This is a genomic window from Marinobacterium sedimentorum (genome assembly GCF_024267675.1).
GTDB lineage: Bacteria > Pseudomonadota > Gammaproteobacteria > Pseudomonadales > Balneatricaceae > Marinobacterium_A > Marinobacterium_A sedimentorum.
This window is the reverse complement of sequence record NZ_JALDYX010000006.1, coordinates 78402-103012: the sequence shown is the minus strand read 5'-3', so window position 1 is coordinate 103012 and position 24611 is coordinate 78402. Positions and strand designations below refer to the sequence as shown.

The 24611-nt window shown below is 58.7% G+C and carries 23 protein-coding genes; 10 read left to right on the top strand and 13 right to left on the bottom strand.

Annotation, left to right across the window (positions count from 1 at the left end; all coding sequences use genetic code 11):
* Nucleotides 1-143 precede the first annotated feature (143 nt).
* Together speB and MRS74_RS07825 are read left to right on the top strand one after the other, a co-directional pair.
* Complete coding sequence (speB, locus tag MRS74_RS07830; protein WP_254579720.1) at nt 144-1076, top strand: agmatinase; 933 nt, start codon at nt 144-146, stop codon at nt 1074-1076.
* Between the two features lie 41 nt (nt 1077-1117).
* Complete coding sequence (locus MRS74_RS07825; protein WP_254579719.1) at nt 1118-2590, top strand: APC family permease; 1473 nt, start codon at nt 1118-1120, stop codon at nt 2588-2590.
* Nucleotides 2591-2743: 153 nt separating this feature from the next.
* Here the strand turns inward: MRS74_RS07825 and MRS74_RS07820 are convergent, their stop codons facing one another.
* Nucleotides 2744-3604 (bottom strand): SPFH domain-containing protein, encoded by an 861-nt coding sequence (locus MRS74_RS07820; protein WP_254579718.1) that lies wholly within the window; start codon nt 3602-3604, stop codon nt 2744-2746.
* Nucleotides 3605-3631: 27 nt separating this feature from the next.
* Complete coding sequence (locus MRS74_RS07815) at nt 3632-4084, bottom strand: NfeD family protein (RefSeq protein WP_254579717.1); 453 nt, start codon at nt 4082-4084, stop codon at nt 3632-3634.
* 361 nt (nt 4085-4445) lie between these two features.
* Here MRS74_RS07815 and MRS74_RS07810 point away from each other — a divergent pair, with 361 nt between their 5' ends.
* The 3 genes from MRS74_RS07810 (at nt 4446) to MRS74_RS07800 (ending at nt 7042) form a co-directional block, all read left to right on the top strand.
* Complete coding sequence (locus tag MRS74_RS07810; RefSeq protein WP_254579716.1) at nt 4446-4742, top strand: SemiSWEET transporter; 297 nt, start codon at nt 4446-4448, stop codon at nt 4740-4742.
* A 220-nt stretch (nt 4743-4962) separates the two neighbouring features.
* Nucleotides 4963-5379: a universal stress protein gene (locus MRS74_RS07805; RefSeq protein WP_254579715.1), complete on the top strand. Its 417-nt coding sequence runs from the start codon at nt 4963-4965 to the stop codon at nt 5377-5379.
* Between the two features lie 49 nt (nt 5380-5428).
* Nucleotides 5429-7042: a BCCT family transporter gene (locus MRS74_RS07800; protein ID WP_254579714.1), complete on the top strand. Its 1614-nt coding sequence runs from the start codon at nt 5429-5431 to the stop codon at nt 7040-7042.
* 181 nt (nt 7043-7223) lie between these two features.
* Here MRS74_RS07800 and MRS74_RS07795 read toward each other — a convergent pair whose 3' ends face one another.
* From MRS74_RS07795 to ylqF, 4 genes are all read right to left on the bottom strand, one after another.
* Nucleotides 7224-8354, bottom strand: coding sequence for a BaiN/RdsA family NAD(P)/FAD-dependent oxidoreductase (locus tag MRS74_RS07795; protein WP_254579799.1), 1131 nt, complete (start codon nt 8352-8354; stop codon nt 7224-7226).
* A 181-nt stretch (nt 8355-8535) separates the two neighbouring features.
* On the bottom strand, nt 8536-8796 hold the full coding sequence (locus MRS74_RS07790) for a CDGSH iron-sulfur domain-containing protein (protein WP_254579713.1): 261 nt from the start codon (nt 8794-8796) through the stop codon (nt 8536-8538).
* A gap of 122 nt (nt 8797-8918) precedes the next feature.
* Complete coding sequence (locus MRS74_RS07785) at nt 8919-9275, bottom strand: hypothetical protein (protein ID WP_254579712.1); 357 nt, start codon at nt 9273-9275, stop codon at nt 8919-8921.
* Nucleotides 9272-10180, bottom strand: coding sequence for a ribosome biogenesis GTPase YlqF (gene ylqF, locus MRS74_RS07780; RefSeq protein ID WP_254579711.1), 909 nt, complete (start codon nt 10178-10180; stop codon nt 9272-9274). Before ylqF ends, MRS74_RS07785 begins: the two co-directional genes overlap by 4 nt.
* A 148-nt stretch (nt 10181-10328) precedes the next feature.
* Between ylqF and MRS74_RS07775 the strand changes: the two genes are divergently transcribed.
* From MRS74_RS07775 to MRS74_RS07765, 3 genes are all read left to right on the top strand, one after another.
* Nucleotides 10329-11555 (top strand): EAL and HDOD domain-containing protein, encoded by a 1227-nt coding sequence (locus MRS74_RS07775; protein ID WP_254579710.1) that lies wholly within the window; start codon nt 10329-10331, stop codon nt 11553-11555.
* Between the two features lie 57 nt (nt 11556-11612).
* On the top strand, nt 11613-12047 hold the full coding sequence (locus tag MRS74_RS07770; RefSeq protein ID WP_254579709.1) for a MaoC family dehydratase: 435 nt from the start codon (nt 11613-11615) through the stop codon (nt 12045-12047).
* Nucleotides 12048-12328: 281 nt separating this feature from the next.
* Nucleotides 12329-12874, top strand: coding sequence for a hydrolase (locus MRS74_RS07765; RefSeq protein WP_254579708.1), 546 nt, complete (start codon nt 12329-12331; stop codon nt 12872-12874).
* Nucleotides 12875-12971: 97 nt separating this feature from the next.
* On the opposite strand, the gene dsbD is transcribed toward MRS74_RS07765, so the two are convergent.
* Nucleotides 12972-14846: a protein-disulfide reductase DsbD gene (gene dsbD, locus MRS74_RS07760; RefSeq protein WP_254579707.1), complete on the bottom strand. Its 1875-nt coding sequence runs from the start codon at nt 14844-14846 to the stop codon at nt 12972-12974.
* A 257-nt stretch (nt 14847-15103) separates the two neighbouring features.
* On the opposite strand from dsbD, the gene MRS74_RS07755 reads away from it, so the two are divergent.
* Entirely contained in the window at nt 15104-16171 is a 1068-nt protein-coding gene (locus MRS74_RS07755) for a 3-deoxy-7-phosphoheptulonate synthase (protein ID WP_254579706.1), read from the top strand.
* A 317-nt stretch (nt 16172-16488) separates the two neighbouring features.
* On the opposite strand, the gene MRS74_RS07750 is transcribed toward MRS74_RS07755, so the two are convergent.
* Nucleotides 16489-16647 carry a hypothetical protein gene (locus tag MRS74_RS07750; RefSeq protein ID WP_254579705.1) on the bottom strand — a complete coding sequence of 53 codons (159 nt, stop codon included), beginning with the start codon at nt 16645-16647 and terminating at the stop codon, nt 16489-16491.
* Nucleotides 16648-16736: 89 nt separating this feature from the next.
* Nucleotides 16737-17603, bottom strand: coding sequence for an NAD(P)-dependent oxidoreductase (locus tag MRS74_RS07745; protein WP_254579704.1), 867 nt, complete (start codon nt 17601-17603; stop codon nt 16737-16739).
* A gap of 132 nt (nt 17604-17735) precedes the next feature.
* Between MRS74_RS07745 and MRS74_RS07740 the strand changes: the two genes are divergently transcribed.
* The gene (locus MRS74_RS07740; protein ID WP_254579703.1) at nt 17736-18233 is read left to right on the top strand and encodes a TlpA disulfide reductase family protein; all 498 of its coding nucleotides are present in this window, start codon (nt 17736-17738) and stop codon (nt 18231-18233) included.
* A gap of 77 nt (nt 18234-18310) precedes the next feature.
* On the opposite strand, the gene MRS74_RS07735 is transcribed toward MRS74_RS07740, so the two are convergent.
* The 4 genes from MRS74_RS07735 to MRS74_RS07720 are packed head-to-tail and all read right to left on the bottom strand — an operon-like array spanning nt 18311 to nt 24274.
* On the bottom strand, nt 18311-19486 hold the full coding sequence (locus MRS74_RS07735; protein ID WP_254579702.1) for an ABC transporter permease: 1176 nt from the start codon (nt 19484-19486) through the stop codon (nt 18311-18313).
* Nucleotides 19483-20484 carry an ABC transporter permease gene (locus MRS74_RS07730; RefSeq protein ID WP_254579701.1) on the bottom strand — a complete coding sequence of 334 codons (1002 nt, stop codon included), beginning with the start codon at nt 20482-20484 and terminating at the stop codon, nt 19483-19485. The genes MRS74_RS07735 and MRS74_RS07730 overlap by 4 nt, the downstream gene beginning before the upstream one ends.
* Nucleotides 20484-22400 (bottom strand): ABC transporter substrate-binding protein, encoded by a 1917-nt coding sequence (locus tag MRS74_RS07725; RefSeq protein WP_254579700.1) that lies wholly within the window; start codon nt 22398-22400, stop codon nt 20484-20486. Before MRS74_RS07725 ends, MRS74_RS07730 begins: the two co-directional genes overlap by 1 nt.
* Nucleotides 22397-24274: an ABC transporter ATP-binding protein gene (locus tag MRS74_RS07720; RefSeq protein WP_254579699.1), complete on the bottom strand. Its 1878-nt coding sequence runs from the start codon at nt 24272-24274 to the stop codon at nt 22397-22399. The genes MRS74_RS07725 and MRS74_RS07720 overlap by 4 nt, the downstream gene beginning before the upstream one ends.
* Between the last annotated feature and the right edge of the window lie 337 nt (nt 24275-24611).

The window sequence follows — 24611 nt, the reverse complement described above, 5'->3', positions numbered from 1 at the left end:
GGGAAATGACAGGCGGCCCAGGGTCAAAGCGCCACCCAACTATTCGTACTACGAATTACACCATAATTTCAATTCATTTTATTAATTAACAGACAGGCACTACCGTGACAGCAACTCAACCACAGCCTGCCCACGGAGTACCCATGTCCCAGAACAATACCAAAGCCAACGAGGATTACAGCCCGATCTATGCCACCCTGGCCTCGACCTTCATGCAGTGCCCGACCTACGACCCGCACGGGCCATCGGAGGCCGAGGTGGTGGTGACCGGCGTCCCCTTCGACCTCGCCTGCTCCGGGCGCTCCGGCACCCGCCTTGGACCCAATGCCATCCGACTGGCCTCGGCCAATCTGATCTGGGAAGGCATTCGCTGGCCCTGGGACTTCACCCTCGACGACCAGCTGAAAGTCGCCGATGCCGGCGACCTGCAGTTCCGCTACGGAGAACCCCAGACCCTGGTGGACAACCTTGAGGCCCATGCCGACCGGGTGCTCGAGGCCGGACGGCGCATGCTCAGCTTCGGCGGTGACCACTTTATCAGCCTGCCGCTGCTGCGGGCTCATGCCCGCCGGCATGGCCCACTGGCCCTGATTCACGTCGACGCCCATACTGATACTTATTCGGGTGGCACCCAGTACGATCACGGCACCATTTTTCATCACGCTGTACAGGAAGGCCTGGTCGACACCGAACGCTCCATTCAGATCGGCATCCGCACCACCTATGACCGGCACGACCACCCCTTCGAGGTACTCGACGCCGCCTGGGTCAACGACCATGGACCGGCCGCGGTACTTGAACGCATCCACCAGCGGGTGGGCGCGGCCCGCGCCTATGTCAGTTTCGACATCGATGGCCTAGACCCCAGCTACGCCCCCGGCACCGGCACGCCGGTCAGCGCCGGCCTGACTATCGACTGCGCCCTCAAGGTAATCCGCGGCCTCAGCGGTTTGGACCTGGTGGGCATGGACCTGGTCGAGGTCAACCCGGCGTACGACCATGCTGAAATCACCGCCCTGGCGGCGGCGACGCTGGCGCTCGAATTTCTCTACGTCATCGCCGCCAACAAGGTCTGAACCGGCTGCGCCCTGATAACGACAAAAATAGGCCTGCTTTCATGAGCCATAACCCGCAACATAAAAAGGCGTTATCCGCCCTCGATATCACCCTCTACACCATCTCGGCGATTCTGCTGGTGGACCAGATCGCCCTGTCGGCCGCGGTCGGCGCGTCCGCCATTTTCTGGTGGCTGGTGGTATTGGTGCTGTTTTTTATTCCCAACACCCTGGTGACCGCAGAACTCGGTACCCGCTACCCCGAACAGGGGGGTATCTACGCCTGGATCCGCGATGCCTTCGGCACCCGTTGGGGCGCCCGCATCACCTGGCTTTACTGGATCAATATTGCCCTCTGGATGCCGGCTGTGTTCATCATGTTCGGTGCCATATTCTCGGCACTTTACTGGCCCCAGCTGAGCCTCTGGGGCCAGATTGGCATCGGTCTCGCCCTGTGCTGGCTGACCGCCGCGATCAACTGCCTGCCGCTGCGTCTGAGCAAGTGGATCCCGAACCTGGGCACGCCACTGAAGTTCCTCGTCATCCTGACTCTGGGCATCGGCGGCCTCTGGTACGGCCTGCAGCACGGCTTCGCCAACGACCTGAGCCTGGCCCATAGCCTGGAGCGCCTCGACGAGGGTCTCGCCTATATTCCGGTGATCGTCTACGGCTGCCTCGGCGTCGAACTGATCAGCGCCGAGAGCGGCGCGATCCGCAACCCGCATCGTAATATTCCGCGGGCAATGCTGGTGGCCGGCCTGCTGACGGCTGCCTGCTACATCTTTGGCACCCTCGGTGTGCTGGCGGCGGTGCCTGCCGAGCGCATCGATACCGTCGATATCATTGCAGTAAGCCTGCGCGAACTCTTCGCAAGCGCAGCCTTCGGTGAAACCCTGGCGCTGAGCGTTGGCGGCGCGGCGCTTTTGACCTTTTTCTCTACCATGGTGACCTGGACCCTGGGCGGCAATTGCGCCATGGCCGAGGCAGGGGCAGCACGGGAAATGCCGGCCGCCTTCGCGAAGAAACATCCGCAGCACGGAGCACCGGTCGGCGCCGCGCTCCTGACCAGCGCTCTTAGCTCAAGCATCCTGTTGCTCTATGGAATCATGGCCGGCACCGCCGAGGAACTGTTCTGGAACCTGTTCTCGTTCAGCGCCATCATTTTCCTGATGCCCTATGTCGGCATGCACCTGGCCTACCTGAAACTGCGCCGGCGCGACGCACCACGGGCCGGCTGTTTCCGGGTTCCAGGCACTTGGCTGCACCGAGTCCTGGCATGCAACTGCATACTGATTCTAGGGATGGCGATAGCGCTCTTCTTCTGGGTGCCGGGCGAGCCGCTGGACTGGTATATCCTCGGGCAGGTGGGCACCGGAGTGCTGGCAACGCTGCTGCTGGGCGAATATCTGGTGCGCCTGGGAGAGAAAGCGCGAAAGGCATCTGAAACGGCTGACCCGTCCCGCGTCGGCGCGGGCGGCACCATGGGTTGCACTCAGGGAGCCCTGCCCGGTGCCGAAAGCCGCAGGATGCCCTGAGTGCCAGGGATGTCAGAAATTCCGAGAATGCGGGAATCTTCCCGGGAGAGCGAAGTGGCCGCCATGGATGGCGGCAAGACAGACATTCACTCGGGGCCGCCATCCGCCGGCCCGGTGGTCAAGGTGCCCTGAAAACCAGGGCAGCAGCGACTGTTACTTGCTAAAACCGCCCATGATGCCACGCACCGCCGCCGGGATATCGCCCGGCAGAATCACGGTTTTGGCATTATCGGAACCAGCCAGCTCTTTCATCGCCTCGATATAACGTTCACCCAGCAGGTACATCACCGGCAGCTCGTTATTCTGAATCGCAGCGGTAACCTTCTCGATTGCGGTCTGGCTCGCCTGGGCCAGTACCACCTGAGCCTCGGCATCGCGACGGGACGCCTCGAGCCGGCCTTCTGCCTCGAGAATGGCTGCCGCCTTTTCACCACCGGCCCGGGTCACGGTCGCGCGACGGCCACGTTCGGCAGCGGCCTGTTCCTCCATCGCATGCTGCATGGTGTCAGACGGGTTGATGTCCTGAATTTCAACGGTCTTGAGGGTAATACCCCAGTCGGCGATATCGTCGGAGATGGCACCCTTGAGCTTGGCCTTGATGGAGTCGCGGTTGGACAGCGCATCGTCCAGATCCATTTCCCCGATAATCGAGCGCAACGAGGTCTGCACCAGGTTCTGGATGGCAAAGCGGTAATCTTCCACACCGTAGACTGCCTTTTCCGGCGAGACGATATTGATGTATGCCACGGCATTGGCGATGATCACGGCGTTATCCCGCGTAATCACTTCCTGCGACGGAATATCCAGCACTATATCCTTGGTGGTCACCTTGTAGGCCACGGCATCGATATAGGGGAAAATAATATTGAGGCCAGGCCCCAGTGTCTTGTGGTATTTGCCCATGCGCTGCACCACGAACTTGCTGCCCTGGGGAACAGTTTTGACACCCAGTGCCACTGTAACAACAACCAGCACCAGAAAAATCCCGGCCAGTACAATTCCATCAATCATCATGCGTGCTACTCCTTCAGACTTTCAGATTTAACGCTTTTCCACGATCAGGGTATTACCCGACAGCTCCTTGACCTGCACCCGGTCGCCCACTGCAACCTCGGTATCACAGATAAAATCCCACTCGTCATCTCCGAGCAAGGGAGTGGTGAAACGCACTACACCACGCCCACCTGGCTGCGGAGCCTTGATCACCTGGCCACTTTCACCCCTGATTGCCTCGCGGGCAATGCCCGCCTTGGTACGATCCACCATCAAAGGCTTGAAAAAGCGAAACCAGAGCGCAACAAACAGGCTCGACGATAGCGCCCAGACCACCAGCTGCCAGCTGAACGCAAAATCCGGTACCAGCCAGAGAATAGCCGCCACGATCACGGCGCCGAGGCCAAACCAGAAAATCGTGAAACTGGGGATAAACAACTCCGCCATTACCAGCAACATGCCAAAGGCCAGCCAGTGCCAGTCCTGTATTACAAATTCCATTTTTTGCCTCCTGATAAGCGCTGCGGGTCAAAGTACCCCAAAAGACTAAGGCACGACAGCCCCAGGGCAAAAAACCAGGTCTGGCGCGCTACCGCCGTACCTAATCTGCTCCCGATCCGGTCTGAAAATGGGCGAATATAACTAAGCTGTCCGATAGATTTATATCACTTGCAAGTATCCGCAGCCGCCTTTAGACTGCCGGCGATATGTATTTCTTGCACAATGCTGTCTGCGTTCGCGGACTCTCACAAAGCCTGTGCAAGCAAGAACCCTGACTATCAAATCCAGATAATTTAGTTACTGCCGCTACGCACTGGCTTGATGCTGCTGTGTATGGAACAACTGGCCGAGGCCGCACCCGATGGACAACACAACACTGATTGGCATGGTCGCTGCCCTTTGCACGACGGCGGCTTTTGTCCCCCAGGTTCTGCGGATCCTGAAAACCGGCAACGTCGAAGGCATTTCAGTGAGCATGTATTCAATACTGACCTTCGGCGTGGCGTTGTGGCTGATTTACGGCATCATTCTGCAGGATCTGCCGATGTTTCTGGCCAATCTGGTGACTTTCCTGCTGTCGTCGTCCGTACTGGCACTGACACTGCGCAAGCGCTTTCAGAAGCGTCGCGAGCTGAGCGACGCCGTACCTCACATTTGAACTACCCCAGGTGCCGCTGCCCCATAACAGCGCAAACCAGATTAAGGAGTCGGCCAACGCCGGCTTTTTTTGTATTAACTGGCCCGAATAACACCCGCTGAATCCCCCCTTTCCCGCTGTTTTTTTTAAAAAAATCTCCCACATTCTCAAGCATCTGCAATAATTGTCAGTGTAATTCACTCTCAAAAAGTGTCATCTGCCACCCGCAGGGAGAAACCGCATGTACAGTCATATAATGGTGCCAGTCGATCTGGCCCACGCCGAGCAACTTCACAAAGCCCTGCAAACCTCCGCAGATCTGGCCAAGCTCTACCAGGCCAGTGTCTGTTATGTCGGCGTCAGCGCCAGTACACCGAGCAGTATCGCCCATACGCCGGAAGAGTTTTCCAGCAAGATGGAAGAGTTCAGCCAGGCCCAGGCAGCGAAACATCAACTGTCCAACGTGAGCAGCGCCACCTACATCAGCCACGACCCCACTGCGGATCTGGACGACACCCTGATGCGCGCCGCCAGCGAGACCGGCGCCGATCTCGTGGTCATGGCGTCCCATGTTCCAGGCGTCATGGAGCATATCTTTGCATCCAACGCCGGTTACTTCGCCTCCTTCGCCAAGGTGTCCGTGCTGGTTGTTCGCTAACCAGACCCGTTAAAAATTCTTCACCCAGCTCAGTCCACAAGGGAGACACATGACTGAACCTACCGAACTAACCCCCGACGGGGATTCCAATCTGATTGAAACCGACTATGAGATCGGTCAGGACAATATCAATACCCAGATAGGGCCCTTCAATCTTGATGTGCACAACCCCGTCTTTCTGATTTCCGGCCTGTGTATTGTCGCCTTTGTCTTTTTTACTCTTGCCTTTCAGGACAGCGCAGGACCCATGTTCAATGCCATGCGTGTCTGGCTGACCTCGACCTTCGACTGGTTCTTTATCGCCTCGGCCAATGTCTTCGTTGTGCTCTGTATCGTCCTGGTGCTCTCGCCGCTGGGCCGGGTACGCCTGGGCGGTACCGATGCCACACCGGACTACTCCTACAGCGGCTGGTTTGCGATGCTGTTTGCAGCCGGCATGGGCATCGGCCTGATGTTTTATGGCGTATCGGAGCCGCTGTCGCACTTTTCCTCATCCTTTGCCGACAACGCAGGTACGCCCGAAAGCTGGGCACCGCTGGCCGGCGCTCCCGGGGATGCGGAGGCAGCGCGGCGCTTAGGCATGGCAGCGACCATCTTTCATTGGGCGCTTCACCCCTGGGCAATCTATGCGGTTGTCGCGCTGGCCCTGGCGCTGTTTTCCTATAACAAGGGTTTGCCGTTGACCATGCGTTCGATTTTCTACCCGATTTTCGGCGAGCGCATCTGGGGCTGGACCGGCCATATCATCGATATTCTGGCCGTGTTTGCCACCCTGTTCGGGCTGGCAACATCGCTGGGATTCGGTGCCGAACAGGCCAGCGCCGGACTCGACTTTCTGTTCGGTCTGCCTGCCACCGAAACCACCAAGGTTTTCCTGATCATCGGCATCACCGGCATTGCTCTGCTGTCGGTTGTGGCCGGACTGGATGCCGGCGTCAAGCGGCTGTCCGAGATCAACATGGTACTGGCGGTTCTGCTGTTGCTGTTTGTGGTCATCGTCGGTCCGACCGTTGCCATCCTCAGCGGATTTTTCAATAACCTGCTGGCCTATGTGCAGAACCTGCCGGCACTGTCGAATCCGATAGGCCGCAGCGATGCCAACTTCAGCCAGGGCTGGACCGCCTTCTACTGGGCCTGGTGGATATCCTGGTCGCCCTTTGTCGGCATGTTTATCGCCCGTGTGTCCCGTGGCCGCACCGTGCGCGAATTCATTACCTGCGTGCTGCTGATTCCATCCCTGGTCTGTGTGTTCTGGATGACCGCCTTTGGCGGCACCGCCATCAGCCAGCTGGTCAACGACGGCATTCAGACCGTGGTCGGTGCGCCGCTGGAACTGCAACTCTTCTCCATGCTGCAGGAGCTGCCGCTGACCCAGATCACCTCCTTCCTGGGTATAGTGCTGGTCATCGTGTTCTTCGTCACTTCATCGGACTCCGGCTCCCTGGTGATAGACACCATCACCGCCGGCGGCAAGATTGACGCACCCACACCCCAGCGGGTGTTCTGGTGCGTGTTCGAAGGCCTGGTGGCCATCGCCCTGCTGCTCGGCGGCGGCCTGGGCGCGTTGCAGGCCATGGCGGTATCCACCGGCTTCCCGTTCACCATCGTGCTGTTGCTGGCGTGCTTTGCCATCGTCAAGGGATTGATGAGCGAGCCGCGCTAGACCCGGACTCCGGTATCCAGACGCACAAAAGGCCCCATCCGGGGCCTTTTCCATACCTGAACCCCATCGTCATGGTGGCGTTGCAGCCTCAGCCTTGACGCCGCCGCTGCATTGGCGTTGTCATCGGAGCTGCAGGCGCCCTATCTGACCTCAGAAGATCACAGGCAGAAGGCAATGCAGTTCAGACGTACTGCCCGGCGGCATCGCCGCAGGCCCAGGCGAACTGGAAGTTGTGCCCTCCCAGGTGACCGGTGACATCCAGGCATTCGCCGACAAAGTACAGCCCTGGGGCCTTTTTCGCCTCAAAGGTTTTGGATGAAACCTCATCGGTATCGATGCCGCCGCGGGTGACTTCCGCTGTGCGATACCCTTCGGTGCCAGCGGGTTTGATGACCCAGCGGTGAAAAGCCTCGGCCACCGCGGCCAGCTGCGGACCATCGAAGCGGTTAATGGGGCCTTCGAAGGACCAGAGATCACAGAAGGTCTGCACCACCCGCTTGTGCATCTGCTGGCAAAGCAAGGTGCGGATATCCGCTTTGGGGCGACTCTCCCGCTGCCCGCCCAGCCATTGCAGCAGATCGAGTTCCGGGAACAAGTCAATTTCCACCTCGGCGCCCGGGTCCCAGTAGGATGAGATCTGCAGAATCGCCGGGCCACTGAGGCCACGGTGGGTAAAGAGCAGGTTTTCCACGAAGGCGGTCTCAGCGACGCGGGCACGAATGCGGTGCGATACGCCGGACAGCGGCTTGAATACCTCGAGGTCCTTGGGTTGCAGCGTGAAGGGCACCAGTGCGGCCTGCAGCGGCAAGACGTTGAGGCCAAACTGCTTCGCCGTTTCATAGGCGAAGGGCGTTGCGCCGCCGTTGGGTATCGACAGGCCACCGGTGGCAATCACCAGAGAACTGCACTGCCAGATACCGGCGGAGGTCTTGACGCGGTAACCGTCGGCGACCCTGTCGATGCGATAGATCGAGCTGTCGGTGCGCACATCCACCCCCGCCCAGTCACATTCGGTCAGCAGCAGCTGCAGTATTTCCTTGCTGGAAACATCACAGAATAACTGCCCAAGCGTCTTTTCGTGGTAATCGATACCGTGGCGCTCCACCAGCTCGATAAAGCGCGACGCCGGATAACGGCTCAGCGCCGACTTGCAAAAATGCGCATTGGCCGACAGGTAGTTGGCCGGGCTGTTATGCAGATTGGTAAAGTTGCAGCGTCCGCCGCCGGACATCAGTATCTTGCGGCCGATCTTGTTGCTGTGCTCGAGCAGCAGCACCGAACGGCCCCGGTAACCGGCCGTGGCGGCACACATGAGACCTGCGGCGCCGGCACCGATAATGATGACATCACGGGAAAAATCCTGGGAATGCAAGGAGCTTACCTGGCTGTGTTGGAAAGGCGCGTATGCTAGCACAAAGTGCTAGGCGCAACTGCAACCAAGCGCCTTGAGGGCCTTACTTCAAGGTATTGTATGCGGCGGCTATGGAACCAAATCAGGCAGAGTCAGGCGGCGACTTTTTATGGCTGGAATCACACAGTGGCGGGGTTCCGGTTTGCTTGCACAGGCAGAGCCAGACGCTACCAGTGCGCTCGGCAACAAACACCACCGGATCAATACCGGTGCCCTGATGGGAGCTATCGCACCAGGGCTGGTTTTCGGAGCGCCCGCAGGCACACCAGGTATAAGTCTCGCCCTGGGTGAGTTCGACCTTTATCGGTGCGTTGCCGGCGCGGTGAATCGGTGAGTGGGTCATGCTGCTGCTCTCCGCTTGTCGCAATGAGCTAAAGCTAGCAGTCCACCGAGAGGAACGCCAACCACGCACCTGACCATACACAGCAGGGCCAGGAGACACCCGGCACAGGTGCCGGGTGGCCGTCAGTCCTTTGTGTCCTGCCGCGCCTGGTCTGCGGGCTCTGCAGCTGTCTCTGCTACAGACTCTGCCGCCGCATTCTCTTCAGGCACTTCAGCCGCGTTCTTTTCACGGTTCAGACGGCGGATTTTTTCCGCCAGACGACCGCCGCGCGGTTGCTGCTGCGCACGCAGACGCGCTTCGCGCTCTTCCTTTTCAAGCTGTTTTTCGTACACGGACTTCTGCTGCTTGCGCTTGTCCAGCGACTTGCGCTTGCGGCTTTCGTAACTGCCGGGATCAGCCAGTTTTTCACTGCGCCTTGGCGCGCTTTCGCCCCACTCGATACGGTTGGCATCGGAGCGTTTCTTCTTTAAACGTGTCATGTTGGATCCTGCTGTTGCTCGTCTAGCGCCGCCAGCCGTTCGGCTTCTTCCAAAGCAGCCTGGCGTCGTTTCTCATCCCATTCAGCGACGGTCTCGAAACTGATTCGTCCGAGCTTGCCGCTACGTAATTCCATTAACAGTATTTCGGATGCCTTGTGCCGATCGACTATGCCGCCCGGCCTGAGACATCCTCGTTTGCGCCCTATCTGGTCCAGCAACTCATCGCCAATGTCGGCCAGTGTCGTCAGGCGGTATCGTTCCATCAGCCGCTGCGGGTACGACACCAGCATAAAGCTGGCGGTAAAGAGCGCTATATCTTCCAGCTCAATGGCAGTATCACGGATTGCACCACTGGCGGCCAGACGGTAGCCGGAATCTCGATCGGCTATTTTAGGCCAGAGGATGCCCGGCGTATCCGACAACGCCATGCCCTGCATCATGAAACGCTGCTGGTGACGCGTAACCGCCGGCGTATTGCCCACCTTGGCAATGCGCTTGCCCACCAGTGCGTTGATCAGGGTGGACTTGCCGACGTTCGGAATCCCCATGATCATGGCGCGCACCGGCCGCCCCTGGGCCACGCGGGACGGCACCAGCTGCTTGCACAGCTCGGGCAGGCGCTTGATCAGCTTGCGGTTCTCGGTATCCAGCGCCAGCGCCTGCACCCCGTCCATGGCATTGAAAAACGCCAGCCACTGAGCGGTCACGTCCGGGTCGGCGAGATCGGACTTGTTCAGCAGCTTGATAACAGGTTTGCCCTTGCGCAGTGAATCCACCAGCGGATTCTCGCTCGACTGGGGCAGGCGGGCATCCAGCACCTCGATCACCACATCGATCTCGTCCATGGTCTTGGCGATCTCTTTGCGTGCCTTGTGCATGTGCCCTGGAAACCAATTAATGCTCATCTTTACCCTGCCCTGTTCGAAGGCCGCCTATTATAGCGTTGTGGCGCCAAAGCGATACTCCCGTGACGCCGATCAGCCCTATCGGTAAACGCCCATTTGCGTATACACTTCTGGGTTGTAACTCGAGAACAGGAAGAGTGACGGGAAAATGGACAAAACCCCTGACGATCAGTGCCTGCTTGTCGCCCGCCAGCCGATCTTCGATCAGCATCAAAAGGTAGTGGCCTACGAGTTGCTCTACCGGCCTGATGACGAAGGCACTGGTGCGACACGACTCGAAGGATCTGCCCCCAACGGCGAAATCATCCTCAATATCTATACCAGCATTTCCGATGCCGGCTCCGTCCGGCGGGTACCGGCGTTCGTACCCGTAAGCCGCGAACTGCTGTTGTCCGGTTATTTTCCCGACCTGCCCAGAAAGCAGGTGGTTATCGAGCTGCAGCCCGGCGCTGATCCGGATCAGGATTATGAACGTGCGGCGCTCAAGCTGGTAAAAGACGGTTATCGTTTGGCGCTGTGCAATTTTCACTACAATGCCAAACAGGACAACCTGCTGCGGGCCGCTCAGATCGTCAAACTGGATATACGCCAGTTCGACGAAGAGCAACTGGCAGAGCAAATGCGCCTGATTACACCCTTCAAGGTGGCCTTTCTCGGCGAGGGCATCGACAGTTTCGAGCAGCTTGAGCGCTGCATCGACATGGGCTTCAAGCTTTACCAGGGCGGTTTTCTCAGCAAACCCAAGCTGGTGCAGGAACGCCGCGTCAGCGCCCAGCAGTTCACCCTGTTGCAACTGATTCAGGAGCTGCAAAAGCCTGGTACTACACCGGCCAAGCTGGAAGCCCTGATCATCCGCGACCCGGTGCTGACCTTCAAGCTACTGCGCATCGTCAATTCCGCCGCCTACGCTCTGGTGCGCAAGGTGGAGTCTGTTGCCCAGGCGGTGGTGCTGCTAGGCCTGGAACAGGTGAAGAAATGGGCCATGCTGATTTCCATGTCCGCCAACAAGGACAAGCCCGAAGAACTGTCCCGTGTACTGCTGATTCGCGGACGCATGTGCGAACTCGTGGCCATTACCCAAAATCTGCAGTCGCCTACCAGCTACTTCATGGCCGGCATGATGTCGGGCCTGCACGCCATGCTGGATATCCAGCAGGAATCCATGCTGGCCCAGGTACCCTTGGGAGATGACGTCAAAGCCGCCATTCGCGGCGGCGCAGGCCCCATCGGTGACGTGCTGAAAAATGTAATCAACTACGAAAACGGCGACTGGGACCGCCTGCCGGTGGACTTTGACGGCGCCGTATACGACTGGGCCTATAGGGCCAGCCTGCAATGGGCGCAGGAATCCATGCAGGCAATGCACGAAGACTAGACAGGTCTCGCCCGCCCCACACCCTGGTACAGAAGAATTCATCGACGGAGAAACAGCATGAGTCAGGCCCACGGCCTCTATTTGGAAGATCTGGAAATTGGCCAGAGCGCGTCGGTCTTCAAGACCGTCAGCGATCAGGATATCCGCCTGTTTGCCGAAATTACCGGCGACACCAACCCGGTGCACCTGGATGAGGAATTCGCCGCACACACTCAGTTCAAGACCCGTATCGCCCATGGCATGTTCAGCGCTGGCCTGATATCCGCCGTACTGGGCACGCACTTGCCGGGCCCGGGCGCGGTCTATCTGGATCAGAGCCTCAAGTTTCGCCTGCCGATTCACCTCGGCGATGAAGTCGAAACCCGTGTCACCGTCACCGACATCAATCTTCGTCGCGGCCGTGTCACCCTCAGCACCGAGTGCTTTGTGGCAGGCAAGCGCGTCACCCAGGGCGAGGCCTTAGTGATGGTCGACAAGAAGCCCGCTGCCTAAGAGCCTGCTTACGATCTATTTGCCCGACTGCGTTGCCGCCCCTAAAAGCGCCAGACAAGGCGCGAGTCGTGTGATTTAGTGGGCCTAAATGAGCGGCGAGCAACGCCGTATGGCGCTTTTAGGGGCGCAACCCGAAGGGACGGGGCCCTTTTCGCGCATAGCGGCGTCTCTCGTCGCTCATGTACATCAAGTACACCACGCTCCTCGTTCCTTGCTCTGCGCGAAAATAGCCTCCGTCGCAGCAAGCAATAGATCGTAAACAGGCTCTAAGGACAACCGCCATGCTGATCCATCCCGACAGGTCGCTGCTGCTGGTGATAGATGTCCAGGACAAACTGCTGCCGGCGGTTGAAGCGCCGCAGCAGCTGCTGGACAACTGCCGCTGGCTGCTGGAAATTGCCGTTCACCTCAAGGTGCCGGTACTGGGCACTGAGCAGTATCCCCAGGGTATCGGTCATACACACCCGCGCCTGGGCGAACTGATCCCCGTCAGCGCCATGCTGGAGAAAACGCATTTTTCCTGCATGTCGGAGCCGGGCTGCGACGCCGGTATCAGCACAATTGCACGCGAACAGGTGGTGGTGATCGGTATTGAAGCCCATGTCTGCGTGCTGCAAAGCGCCATCGAACTGCGCCAGCAGGGGCGCGACGTCTTTGTGGTCGCCGATTGCATTGCATCGCGCAACCCCCAGGACAAGACAGCCGCCATCGAGCGCATGCGCCAGCTGGGCATACAGATCGTCAGTCGGGAAATGGTGGCGTTCGAATGGATGCGCAAGGCCGGTACCGACAGCTTTCGCCATATCAGCCGCACCTATCTGCGCTAGTAACCTAGCTACACTATCCAGCTGCTGCGCCCGCAACCGACTGCCAGGTCGACACGGGCGCACGCAATTCGCAGCTTAGCAACAGCCCGTCAGCGGGCTAGCCCGGCACGCGGGCGACATGACGCACAAAGTCATCGGCATCCATCACGCCTACCACCGTCAGCTGCGGCAGCAAGGTGCCATCGGCACCATAGAACAGCAATGCCGGCGGACCTATAACGCCATACTCCCGATTCAGCACCTGAGCCGCCGCATCATTGGCCGTCACATCCACCTTGATCAGCTGATAGCCGGACAGCGCCTGGCGCACGCCCGCATCATTGAAGGTCACATACTCCAGCTCATAGCAGGACACACACCACTCGGCGAAGAAATCCAGCATCACCGGCTGCCCCTTGCGCCGCGCCTGCTCCAGCAAGGGTTCCAGCTGCGCCTTGGAGGTCACTTTCTGAAACGGTAGCGCCTGGGCCGCAACGGACGGCCCGCCAGAGAGCCCCTGCAACGGATACACCAAGCTGCGACTGCCGGAAAACAGCCCCACCATCAGCGCAACACCGTACACCAGCAGCACCAGACCAACACCTTTCCAGAGCCGGTGCCAGCCGCCATTCACATCAGGCAGGCGATCCAGCGCATTCATGTAGACCGCGGAGACCACGAGCACAATCGCCGTCAGCGCCATGGTCAGTTGATCGGCAATGATGCGATCCAGCATCCAGATGGCCATCAGCAGTAGCAGCACACCAAAGCCCGCCTTGACCGATGCCATCCAGGCACCGGCCCTGGGCAGCAACTTGCCCGCCGAAGCACCAATCAGCAACAGCGGAACGCCCATGCCAAGACTGAGAAAGAACAATCCAAGGCCGCCGAGCACCGGGTCACCCGTCTGGCCAATATAGATCAGGGCACCGGCCAGGGGCGCCGCCATGCAGGGACCGACAATGAGTGCCGACAGCAGCCCCATGAGCGCGACACCACGCAGACTGCCGGGTTTGCCACGGTTGCTCGCCCGGGCCAGTCGGCTCTGCCAGCTGGCAGGCAGCTGCAGCTCATAAAAGCCAAACATCGACAGCGCCAGCAGTACGAAAATGCCGGCAAAAACGGATACGATCCAGGGGTTCTGGAAGCCCGCCTGAATATTGGCGCCAAACAGCCCCGCCAGCACCCCCGCCAGGGTATAGGTGGCGGCAACCGCCAGTACGTACACCAGCGACAGACTGAAGGCGCGCCCCGTGGTCATGCGCGCACCATGGCCGGCTATGATACTGGAAATAATGGGGATCATCGGAAAGACGCAGGGCGTGAACGCCAGCGCCAGACCGGCAAGAAAGAAGGCTCCCAGCGTAACCGTGAGACTGGCGTTTCGCAGCAGGTCGGCAAAACGATCCTGCTCACTGACAGGCCCATCCAGCGCAGCCGTGTTTGGCACCCTGCTCGCGGCAGCATTTGAGACATTGCCCGTGATGTAGCTCGTTGTTGCGGGGGCTGCGCCGGTATTACTGGCCTGGCCATCGGTGGAGCTGTCAGCATTCGCCAGTATGGCTATCGCCTTAACCTCGATACCCTGGGTCACGGGCGGATAACAGATCCCTCCCTCCCAGCAGCCCTGATAGGTAACCGCCAGGGTATCGTCGGTGGTGGCTCCTGCCTGACTTGCCAGCTGCAACTCAACTTCGGCAAACTCGTGATAGACCCACACCTTGCCAAACAGCGGGTCGTCTTTCTCCAGTGCCGGTGCATTAATGCGCTGCACCACTTCCGAGCGCTGCGTGGTGCTGCTGAAGTCCATGCGATCACGGTACAGATAGTAATCCGGTGCTATGGTCCATAGCAGCTTGACGCGGCCATCGCCGAGGGGCTCAACGTCAAGCCTGAAGGCTTCATCGACCTGCAAGGGGCCCTCTGCCGCGGCAAAGGGATTTTTGTCAAACAGGCCCGCCTGTGCCGCAAATGCAAGCGGCAACAGCAGCATGAACCACAGACAGCGACGTAAAAAGACAGAGAAATAACAGTGCACGGGATTCCAGTTTCCACAGATTGATCAAAATGGCAGCCAATAGACCACACCGGCGCCTTCGAGTTCGCATGCTACACCTTAGCTGTGGGCACTATTGTATCACCGGCCCGGAACAGGGGCCCGTTTGGGCTTATAACCTCCTGATTTATGTGTTAAAAAGATTCGCTAAGATGTAATAAAGACGCAGCACGCCACTGCTGCAGGGAAATAACATGACTGATATCCGCGTAGAAGACCTGAATATTGACTCCCACTCAGTGCTCATCACACCCGATGCACTGAAACAGAAGCTGCCCATCAGCGATGCCGCGGCCGACACCGTGATGGAAGGCCGCAAGGTCATCCGTGACATCCTCGACAAAAAGGACCATCGCCTCTTTGTTGTTATCGGCCCCTGCTCCATCCACGATCCGGTCGCGGCCATCGAGTATGGCAAGCGCCTCAAGGCACTGGCCGAGCAGGTCAAGGACAGCCTCTATCTGGTCATGCGCGTCTATTTTGAAAAGCCACGCACCACCGTGGGCTGGAAAGGCCTGATCAACGACCCGCACATGGATGACTCCTTCGACATTGAGGAAGGCCTGCACATTGCACGAAAACTGCTGCTGGATCTGTCGGAAATGGGCCTGCCACTGGCCACCGAAGCACTGGATCCGATCTCACCGCAGTACATGCAGGACCTGATCTCCTGGTCCGCCATTGGCGCCCGTACCACCGAATCCCAGACACACCGCGAAATGTCGTCGGGCCTCTCCTGTGCCGTGGGCTTCAAGAACGGCACCGACGGCGGCCTGGCCGTGGCCATCAACGCCCTGCAGTCCGTCAGCCACCCGCACAACTTCCTCGGCATCAACCCGGGCGGCGAAGTCTCCATCATTCGCACCAAGGGCAACCAGTACGGCCATGTGGTGCTGCGCGGCGGCAATGGTAAGCCAAACTATGACTCGGTCAACGTGACACTGTGTGAACAGGCGCTGGAAAAGAACAACCTGGCCCGCAACATCATGGTGGACTGCAGCCACGCCAACTCCAACAAGGACCCGGCACTGCAGCCCCTGGTAGCCGAGAACGTCGGCAATCAGATCCTGGAGGGCAACAAATCCCTCGTAGGCCTGATGATCGAGTCGAATCTGGGCTGGGGCAGTCAGTCCATTCCGGCGGATCTGAGTGAACTGAAATACGGCGTGTCCGTAACCGATGCCTGCATCGACTGGGATACCACCGAAAAGAGCCTGCTGAAAATGCACGCTCAGCTCAAGGACGTTCTGCCCAAACGTTAAGCACAACCGCTGGCCCGGACGCCCGTTCGGGCCAGCTGCACTCTTCTGCGCCACAACTACTCCGTTTCACCCCTCTGCGTGACAACACAGTGCACTGTTGCGCACAAACAGGTCGCACAGACTTCAACAGCACCCGCCTCAGCATTGCAGTCATGTTATATGACCGCAGATAAACCGGCAGCTGCAATTCGGCCATATGGGGTACGCGCTATCGCAAGAAGAGAATAAACAGCAAAAACGATGTACAGGGAAAAACAGCGCGGCTGGAAACAGCCAACCCGGCCTGCAGGACACAGACCGGGCTACAACGACAGGTCTTACTTGGCCTGACCTTCGACTGACATGGCCGCCGCCGCGTCACGGGCAATATTCTTGCGCAGGAAACCAATACCCAGCGCTACAAAAGCCACGCAGCCTGCAATGATCAGAACACTCGGAGCAAAGGAAACCAGGCTGTATTTGTCGATCAGGGTCATGGAGCTAAACCTCATATAGTGTGTTTTTTGTACAAATCTGGCAGCGGATTATAAGGAAAGCGCCGGATAAGTCCAGCGCCATTAGCGCCTTAATCCTGCTCGAGCCGCTTCACCAGGCTGCAGGTATCCCAGCGCCCGCCCCCCAGCGCCTGAACGTCGCCATAAAACTGATCCAGCAGCGCCGTTAACGGCAAGCGGGCGCCGTTGTTGCGCGCCTCGTCGAGGGCAATACCCAGATCCTTGCGCATCCAGTCAACCGCAAAACCAAAGTCGAACTCGCCGTCGAGCATGGCTTCGTGCCGGTTATCCATCTGCCAGGACCCCGCCGCGCCATGACGAAGCACGTCAAACACCGCACGGCCGTCGAGCCCTGAACGCTTGGCGAAATGCACCGCCTCCGCCAGCCCCTGCACCACGCCTGCGACACAGATCTGGTTAACCATCTTGGCCAGCTGCCCACTACCGGCGACACCGAGCAGGCGGATCGACTTGCCATAGGCCGCCAGCACCGACTCCACCTGTGCGAAGGCATCAGCAGACCCGCCGCACATGATGCTGAGCTGGCCATTCTGGGCTCCGGCCTGGCCGCCGGACACGGGTGCATCAATAAAATGAAAACCCTGCGCCTGCGCCGCCAGATCCAGTTCACGGGCAACATCCGCCGATGCCGTAGTGTGATCCACCAGCAGAGCGCCGGCCTTCATGCCGCAAAAGGCTCCCTGCTCGCCCATCACTACCTGACGCAGATCCGCATCATTGCCTACACAGCTAAACACTATGTCGGCACCGGCGACGGCCTGGGCCGGGGTATCGGCCAGGGTACCACCGTACTGTTCGACCCACTGCTGCGCCTTGGCCCGGGTGCGGTTATAAACGCAGACGTCGTGGTCAGCTTTTTGCAGATGGCCTGCCATGGGGTACCCCATGGTACCCAATCCCAGAAATGCCAGCTTCATGTCATATCCTATGCACTGTTTGCGGGCCCCTGTTATGCCATATTTCGACCCCGCCTGACCAGCCAAGTGGCGACAGTGACGTCCCGTGACTGGCCTGCTAAGCTGGCCTCACCGGACACAGAGGATGTTGCCATGAAGTCGGCCCTGCTGGGCTTTGCCCTTGCCGCTGAAATTGCCATTGCCAGCCTGACGCCCGCCAACGCGGCCGAGTCGGTATATGAACTGAGCTTTGCCGATCTGCAGCGCAATCCTGCGCCGCTGGATCAGTACCGCGGCACGCTGCTGCTGCTGAACTTCTGGGCCACCTGGTGCCCACCCTGCATCCGCGAAATGCCCTCCATGACGCGGTTACAACAGCGCTTTGACAGTAAAGAACTGACGATTGTGGCGGTGAACGTCGGTGAAAGCCCCGAGGCGATCGCCAGCTTCAGGCAGCAGCTGGATACGCCGCTGGCCTTTGAACTGCTGCTGGATGAGTCGGGCACTGCCTTTCGGGAGCTGGGCATCCCCGGACTGCCGATGAGCTACCTGTATGACCGTGATGGCGAACTGCTGGAGACCGTAACCGGCGGCCACGAATGGGACTCGCCGGAACGCATTGCGCAGATCCAAGCCTGGCTGAAGCCCTGAACCGGGCTGCGCCACCCAAAGCGACCACCCTGCCATAGTCATAATGGTCAGTGCTATTGAATGCCGATCCGCGTCAATTAGTGCTTGTAGGGGTCAGCGGCATCCAGCAGGCCATCACCCAGGAACTGATAGGCCAGTACCACCATAATCACGGGTATGACGGGGTACAACAACCAGGGGTAGAGCACCACGTAATTGATGTTCTGTGCCTCATTCAGCAGCACACCCCAACTGGTCACCGGCGGGCGCAGCCCCAAACCCAGAAAGCTCAGAGCCGTTTCACCCAGGATCATGGTGGGAATGGACAGCGTAGCCGATGCGATCAGATGACTCAGAAAGCTCGGCATCAGGTGCTTCATGATGACACGCCCGGGCTTCGCCCCCATCAGCTGTGCTGCCACACAGAAATCCTCCTCACGCAGCGCCAGCAGCTTTGAGCGCACGGCACGGGCCAGGCCCGGCCAGTCAAGCAACGCCAGCAAGACCGTAATCCCAAGGAATATGAGCGTCGGCGGCCAGGTGATCGGCAGTATCGCCGACAGCGCCATCAGCAACGGCAGCATCGGGAACGAACGTATAACCTCGATGATGCGCTGGACGATATTATCCACGAGCCCGCCATAGTAGCCCGCCACACCGCCAATGGTAATGCCAAGGAAAAAGCTGATGGCGATACCGATCAGACCCAGCGTGAGGGAGATGCGCGCACCATAGACAATGCGCGACAGCATGTCCCGCCCCATACGATCGGTTCCCAGCAGGAACATGGGCGCGTCCGGCGATGGACACAGCAGATGAAAGCTGCCCTCAAACAAACCCCAGAATTCATAACTGGAGCCTAGATAGTCATTGCCGACGCAAAAGAATCGAATCGGGTTCACCTGGCTGCGGTCTTCCTGATAGACCCACTGCAGGCGCTCCATATCCAGGGTTACGTCTATGCCGTAGACAAAGGGCCCGCGAAACTCGCCCTCGTCGAAAAGATGCACATCCTGCGGCGGTGCGAACAGGTAATCGACGTGGCGCGCCTCCAGCTCGTAGGGCGCCACGACTTCGGCAAAGACCACAATGAGGTACATCAGCGTCAGAAAGCTGCCGCTGATCACCGCCAGGCGATGACGCCTGAGCTTCCACCACACCAGACGCCACTGCGACGCCATGTAGTAGCGTTCCTGCTCCGGCGTCAGCTCCAGCGCCGCATAGGGATTGAAAGGCGCAGGGTTAACGTAATGCTCCAGCGGTTCGCGACTCATCGGTTGCGCCCTCCGTCGAGCCGAATGCGCGGATCCAGTACCGCCAGCGCAAGGTCCGAAATCAGGGTGCCGAAAACTGTCAGCAACGAAATAAACATCAGAAAGCTGCCCGCCAGATACATATCCTGCGATTGCAACGCTTTAAGCAGCATGGGACCCGTGGTTTCAAGCCCCAGCACCACCGAGACGATAACTGCACCGGAGATCATTTCCGGTAACAGGTTGCCGATATCGGCGATAAAAGGATTCAGCGCCATGCGCAGCGGATACTTGACCAGCACCTTGATCGGACCCAGCCCCTTCGCCTTGGCGGTTACCACATACTGCTTGTGCAGCTCATCGAGCAGGTTGGCCCGCAGGCGCCGGATCATGCCAGCGGTGCCGGAGGTACCGATTACCAGTACCGGCACCCAGAGATGCGCCAGCACCGACATGACCTTGTCCGTGGTCCAGGGCTGGTCAATGTACTGGGCATCCATCAGGCCACCGATATCGGTACCAAAATAGGCCTTCGCCATATACATGAGCACCAGCGCGAGCAGGAAGTTGGGGGTCGCCAGACCGATAAATCCGATAAATGAGAGCGTAAAATCGCCAATACTGTACTGGCGTACGGCGGAGTAGACTCCGATAGGAAAGGACATCACATAGACGAACAGTGTCGTCACGAAGGCCACCAGCATGGTCAGATACATGCGATCCCCGACCACCTCGTTGACCGGCTTGTCATGTTCAAATGAATGCCCCATGTCGCCATGCAGCATGCCCCAGACCCAGTGAAAATACTGTTCGACGCCGGAGCGATCAAGACCGTACTGTTCGCGCAGGTACGCAACCCGCTCCTGATTGACGTTTTCACCCTGGGCCTGCAACTCGTTGACCATGGTGGTCAGATAGTCGCCCGGTGGCAACTGGATGATGGTAAACACCAGCATGCTGATCACGATCAGTGTCGGAATCATCACCAGGACTCTGCGAACTATATATCTCAGCATCATCAGTGCGCCGCGCCTTGCTCGAACCAGAAAGTATCGGGCGAATAAAGACCGAAGTGAGCGCCGGGATCCCAGTTCCAGATACCCTTTTCCGGCACATTGTGCAGGCGGCTGTTAATGGTGACAGGCTGCATGACCCCGGCCAGAATACCGATGCTGAACAGGTTGTCGGCATTGATCTGCAGCATCTGCTGCCAGATATCACGCCGCTGCTCGGTAGAATCCGCCTGGTACCAGCTATCCAGCAGGTTCATTAACTGCTGCGCTTCAGGGAAATCAGGTGCAAGCCCCGCCACGCCATGGGTTTCCCTGTACTGGCCAAATTTGGGCCACTGGTAGTAATCCTGCTGCACTGGCGCCAGTTCATGGGGAGAATTGGCCGCTGTAGCGATGCCATTTTCAAGCCCGGATGAAATCGTCATCAGGGTTTCGCCGGCATAGACACGGCGGCGCACGTTGTCGAGGTTGGAGGGCTTGATATGCAGCTTGATTCCCAGCTGGTGCCACTTGTCGGCAATCAGCTGCAGCACGTCGGCCTGCTCACTGGTGCCATCAAAGGTTTCTACAATGATCTCCAGCAAGCGCCCATCCGGCAGCTTGCGCGTGCCGGCAATGTCTTTTTCGGTCAGGCCTATTTCATCCAGCAGCTGATTGGCCTGCTTGATATCGAACTGGGTCCAGCTGGTACGGTATTCCGGCTTGTAAAGCGGCGAGCGCTCCAGCAGCGTGTTCTGCCCCTCGACCGCCATGCCGTAATAAATCACCTGATTGATTTCATGCCGGTCGATACCCATGGAAAGCGCACGGCGAAAACGCACATCACGGAAGAGCCCACGCCAGACGGGGTCGTTGTGGTTCAGGTTAGGATACAGCGCCTGGTGTGCGCCCTTGGCAATCGGCCAGAGCGTGACATGGTATTTGTAGTCGTTTTCATTGCGCTTTAGCAGCGTGAAATCGTTGAAGCGCAGGTACTGTGCCTGCAGATCGGTCTCCCCGGTGGCGGCCTTGGCCGATATCAGCTTGGATTCGGTAATCCCCATTATAACGGTGTCAATGTAGGGCAGCTGTCGACCTTCCGGGTCCACACGATGGAAGTAGGGATTGCGCTCAAACAGATAGCGGCTGCTTGGGCTTGCCGTGGTCTGATGCCAGGGCTGCAGCACCGGCAGGTCGGGGTTATCGGCCCGGTAGAGCCTGCCCATGGCGGTATGAAGCGCGGCCCAGTCACGCTTGCCTTCGTCCAGCACCCGCTCGGCGAGCTTGTAGGCTTCGGTGTATTTGAAGTGAAACTGCTTCAGGTAGTGCGCCGGCGCATACAGGTACAGCGGCGTGGCAGATGCCAGATGGGCCATAAACTCAGGATTGGGATCACTCCAGGCGTAGCGCACCGTAACGGCATCCGGAAAGCTGACGTCGGGGAACTTGCCGTTGATCATCAGTTCGGCCGGAGGCCCCACCGGATAGAGCTGATCATTGTTGGCAACGTCCTGCCACCAGTAGCGAAAGTCGTCTGAGGTAAAGGGCGCGCCATCGGACCAGCGGTGACCGGGCCGCAGATGAAAGGTGAATACACGATCCTGTTCAATATCCACAGACTCAACAATATCCGGCACCAGATTCAGCTTTTCGTCATAACGCACCAGGCGCGCATAGCCGTACACAGTCATGCGGCGAGTGTCCTTCTCCTTGCCCATAAGCATCGAGAGCGTGCCGCCATAGACCCCCACCTGCAGCCCGTTGGCCGCAAAGTCCATCGTCAATGGCGTCTGAGGCAAGCGAGCCTCTACCGGCGGCAACTCACCGCTGGCCACCCGCGCATCCAGCGAGGGCGCCTGGGAATAGCCGGCCGCCATGACTCCGAGACTGCAACCCAACAGCGACAGCAGAACCAGACCACAACGCCAGTCAAAAAATTTCATGCTACCAGCTCCTCGGGGCGCGTACCGGCCACAACACGGACAAAGTGACCTTTTTCGAATTCAATCAGGGATGCCGGGGCATCCGGATGGTGTGTGAAAGGCATGGGCCAGTCTTCCGGACAGGACGCACGATCAAGCATCAGTCGTTCGAAGTCTAGCAGGTGATCCGGATTGGGATCAGGCACTGCGCTGAGCAGCGTTTGGGTATAAGGATGCAGCGGTCGGCTAAACAACTGCGCCTTGGGGGCAATCTCCACCAACTGCCCGCGACACATGACCGCTATACGATCCGCTATGTAATCCACTACTGCGAGGTTGTGGCTGACAAAGAGGTACGTCAGACCAAGCTGCGCCTGCAGGTCCTTGAGCAGGTTCAGTATCTGCGCCTGGACCGAGACATCCAGTGCCGAAACGGGCTCATCACAGATAATCAGGTCAGGACTCAGCGCCAGGGCGCGGGCGATACCGATACGCTGGCGCTGCCCACCGGAAAAGCTGTGGGGGTAGCGCTGCAGGTAGCGCATATCCAGCCCGACCAGCTCCATCAGCTCCCGCGCCAATGACTGGCGCTCCTGGTGCGTACCAATGCCATGGATCACCAGGGGCTCGGTAATAATATCGAGAATCGTCATGCGCGGATTGAGTGACGAGAACGGATCCTGAAACACGAACTGCATGCGCTGACGAAAATCCAGCAGGTCCTGCCCCTTGAGGGACGACAGGTCGAGGTCCCGATGCCCATCGTAGAAGGTGACACTGCCCTGGTCCGGGTCCAGCGCCCGCATCAGAATCTTGCTCAGCGTTGTCTTGCCACAGCCACTCTCCCCCACCAGCCCAAGACACTCGCCCCGTTGAATATCAAAACTGACATTATCCACCGCCAGTATATTGGACTCGGACCCCGCGGAGGCCGAGCGAATGCGGAACTCTTTGCGAATATTTCGCACGCTCAGAATGGGCTTGTTCAGGTCCGCGGTGGCAGGTAGCGGGTGCTTGGGAGTGTGCAGATTGTCGGTATTGGGGCGGATTTCACGAATGGGCACCAGACGCTCGTCCGGACGCATGCCAAAACGCGGCACCGCCTTGAGCAGCGCCTTTAGGTACGGATGGGATGGCTGGCGGAATATATGATCCAGGGTGCCGGCCTCCATCAGTTCGCCGTGATACACCACCACGACCTCCTCGGCCATATTGGCAACCACACCCAGATCATGGGTAATCAGCAACAGTGCCATCTTGAGCTCCTGCTGCAGATCGCGGATCTGTTTGAGAATCTGTGCCTGAATGGTGACGTCCAGCGCCGTGGTGGGCTCATCGGCTATCAGCAATGCCGGATGACACACCAGCGCCATGGCGATCATGGCGCGCTGGCGCAGACCTCCTGACAACTCGAACGGATAAGTTTTGAGGGCACGGCGGGCATCGGCAAAGCCGGCCAGGTGCAGAATATCCCGGGTCAGCTCAAGTGCTTCGGCATTGCCGACACTGCGATGCAGGCGCAGGGCTTCACTGATCTGATCGCCAATGGTGTGCAGCGCCGATAGCGAGGTGCTGGGCTCCGGGAATATAATCGAAATTCGCCCGCCACGAATAGAGCGCATATGGGCGCTGTCTCGGTGCAGTGCAGCGATATCGACCGTCTGGCCGGTTTCCGGGTCGTGAAACAGAATTTCGCCAGAATCAATGACGCCGGCCTTTGGCAAAAGCCCCATGATTGCCTGGCTGATCACCGACTTGCCCGACCCCGATTCGCCGACCAGCGCCACGGATGCTCCGGGTGCAATGCTGAATGACACACCCTTGACTGCTTCGATCACGCCTTCCGGCAGGCGGAATGAGACGCGAAGATCCTTTACCGTCAATAAATCACTCAAAACCAGGCCTCTCGCTATACCGCATCACTTAAGAGATTCTGATCAGTAACTGGCCGGTATCGGCTTGCGCGACACCTTGCAAAGCGGTGCTTTGGGCCTAATCAGAAGCTGACCAAAGTTTAGCTGTTATTGTTATATAGCCCTATTGTATTCATCAGACAAAAATTGTCGCAAGCCCGCGACATTATGACATACCAAACGAACATCAGGCGCTATAGATATAACAGTGCTCAGGCAAATGCTGCACTAAAGATACAGACAATAGGGTGATATTGCCCGCGCAGACGTAAAACGCACCAAACAGATGCACCTTTGTCGCTAACAAGACTATTGATAG

Excerpts from the sequence above, each read along its gene's own strand:
- MRS74_RS07730 (WP_254579701.1), bottom strand. The coding sequence starts at position 20,484 with ATGATGCTGAGATATATAGTTCGCAGAGTCCTGGTGATGATTCCGACA.
- MRS74_RS07770 (WP_254579709.1), top strand. The coding sequence starts at position 11,613 with ATGAGTCAGGCCCACGGCCTCTATTTGGAAGATCTGGAAATTGGCCAG.
- MRS74_RS07725 (WP_254579700.1), bottom strand. The coding sequence starts at position 22,400 with ATGAAATTTTTTGACTGGCGTTGTGGTCTGGTTCTGCTGTCGCTGTTG.
- MRS74_RS07740 (WP_254579703.1), top strand. The coding sequence starts at position 17,736 with ATGAAGTCGGCCCTGCTGGGCTTTGCCCTTGCCGCTGAAATTGCCATT.
- MRS74_RS07795 (WP_254579799.1), bottom strand. The coding sequence starts at position 8,354 with ATGTGTGCCGCCACGGCCGGTTACCGGGGCCGTTCGGTGCTGCTGCTC.
- MRS74_RS07800 (WP_254579714.1), top strand. The coding sequence starts at position 5,429 with ATGACTGAACCTACCGAACTAACCCCCGACGGGGATTCCAATCTGATT.
- MRS74_RS07785 (WP_254579712.1), bottom strand. The coding sequence starts at position 9,275 with ATGACACGTTTAAAGAAGAAACGCTCCGATGCCAACCGTATCGAGTGG.
- MRS74_RS07810 (WP_254579716.1), top strand. The coding sequence starts at position 4,446 with ATGGACAACACAACACTGATTGGCATGGTCGCTGCCCTTTGCACGACG.
- MRS74_RS07820 (WP_254579718.1), bottom strand. The coding sequence starts at position 3,604 with ATGATGATTGATGGAATTGTACTGGCCGGGATTTTTCTGGTGCTGGTT.
- MRS74_RS07750 (WP_254579705.1), bottom strand. The coding sequence starts at position 16,647 with ATGACCCTGATCGACAAATACAGCCTGGTTTCCTTTGCTCCGAGTGTT.
- ylqF (WP_254579711.1), bottom strand. The coding sequence starts at position 10,180 with ATGAGCATTAATTGGTTTCCAGGGCACATGCACAAGGCACGCAAAGAG.
- MRS74_RS07745 (WP_254579704.1), bottom strand. The coding sequence starts at position 17,603 with ATGAAGCTGGCATTTCTGGGATTGGGTACCATGGGGTACCCCATGGCA.
- dsbD (WP_254579707.1), bottom strand. The coding sequence starts at position 14,846 with ATGCTGCTGTTGCCGCTTGCATTTGCGGCACAGGCGGGCCTGTTTGAC.
- MRS74_RS07805 (WP_254579715.1), top strand. The coding sequence starts at position 4,963 with ATGTACAGTCATATAATGGTGCCAGTCGATCTGGCCCACGCCGAGCAA.
- MRS74_RS07735 (WP_254579702.1), bottom strand. The coding sequence starts at position 19,486 with ATGAGTCGCGAACCGCTGGAGCATTACGTTAACCCTGCGCCTTTCAAT.
- MRS74_RS07755 (WP_254579706.1), top strand. The coding sequence starts at position 15,104 with ATGACTGATATCCGCGTAGAAGACCTGAATATTGACTCCCACTCAGTG.
- MRS74_RS07775 (WP_254579710.1), top strand. The coding sequence starts at position 10,329 with ATGGACAAAACCCCTGACGATCAGTGCCTGCTTGTCGCCCGCCAGCCG.
- speB (WP_254579720.1), top strand. The coding sequence starts at position 144 with ATGTCCCAGAACAATACCAAAGCCAACGAGGATTACAGCCCGATCTAT.
- MRS74_RS07765 (WP_254579708.1), top strand. The coding sequence starts at position 12,329 with ATGCTGATCCATCCCGACAGGTCGCTGCTGCTGGTGATAGATGTCCAG.
- MRS74_RS07815 (WP_254579717.1), bottom strand. The coding sequence starts at position 4,084 with ATGGAATTTGTAATACAGGACTGGCACTGGCTGGCCTTTGGCATGTTG.
- MRS74_RS07790 (WP_254579713.1), bottom strand. The coding sequence starts at position 8,796 with ATGACCCACTCACCGATTCACCGCGCCGGCAACGCACCGATAAAGGTC.
- MRS74_RS07825 (WP_254579719.1), top strand. The coding sequence starts at position 1,118 with ATGAGCCATAACCCGCAACATAAAAAGGCGTTATCCGCCCTCGATATC.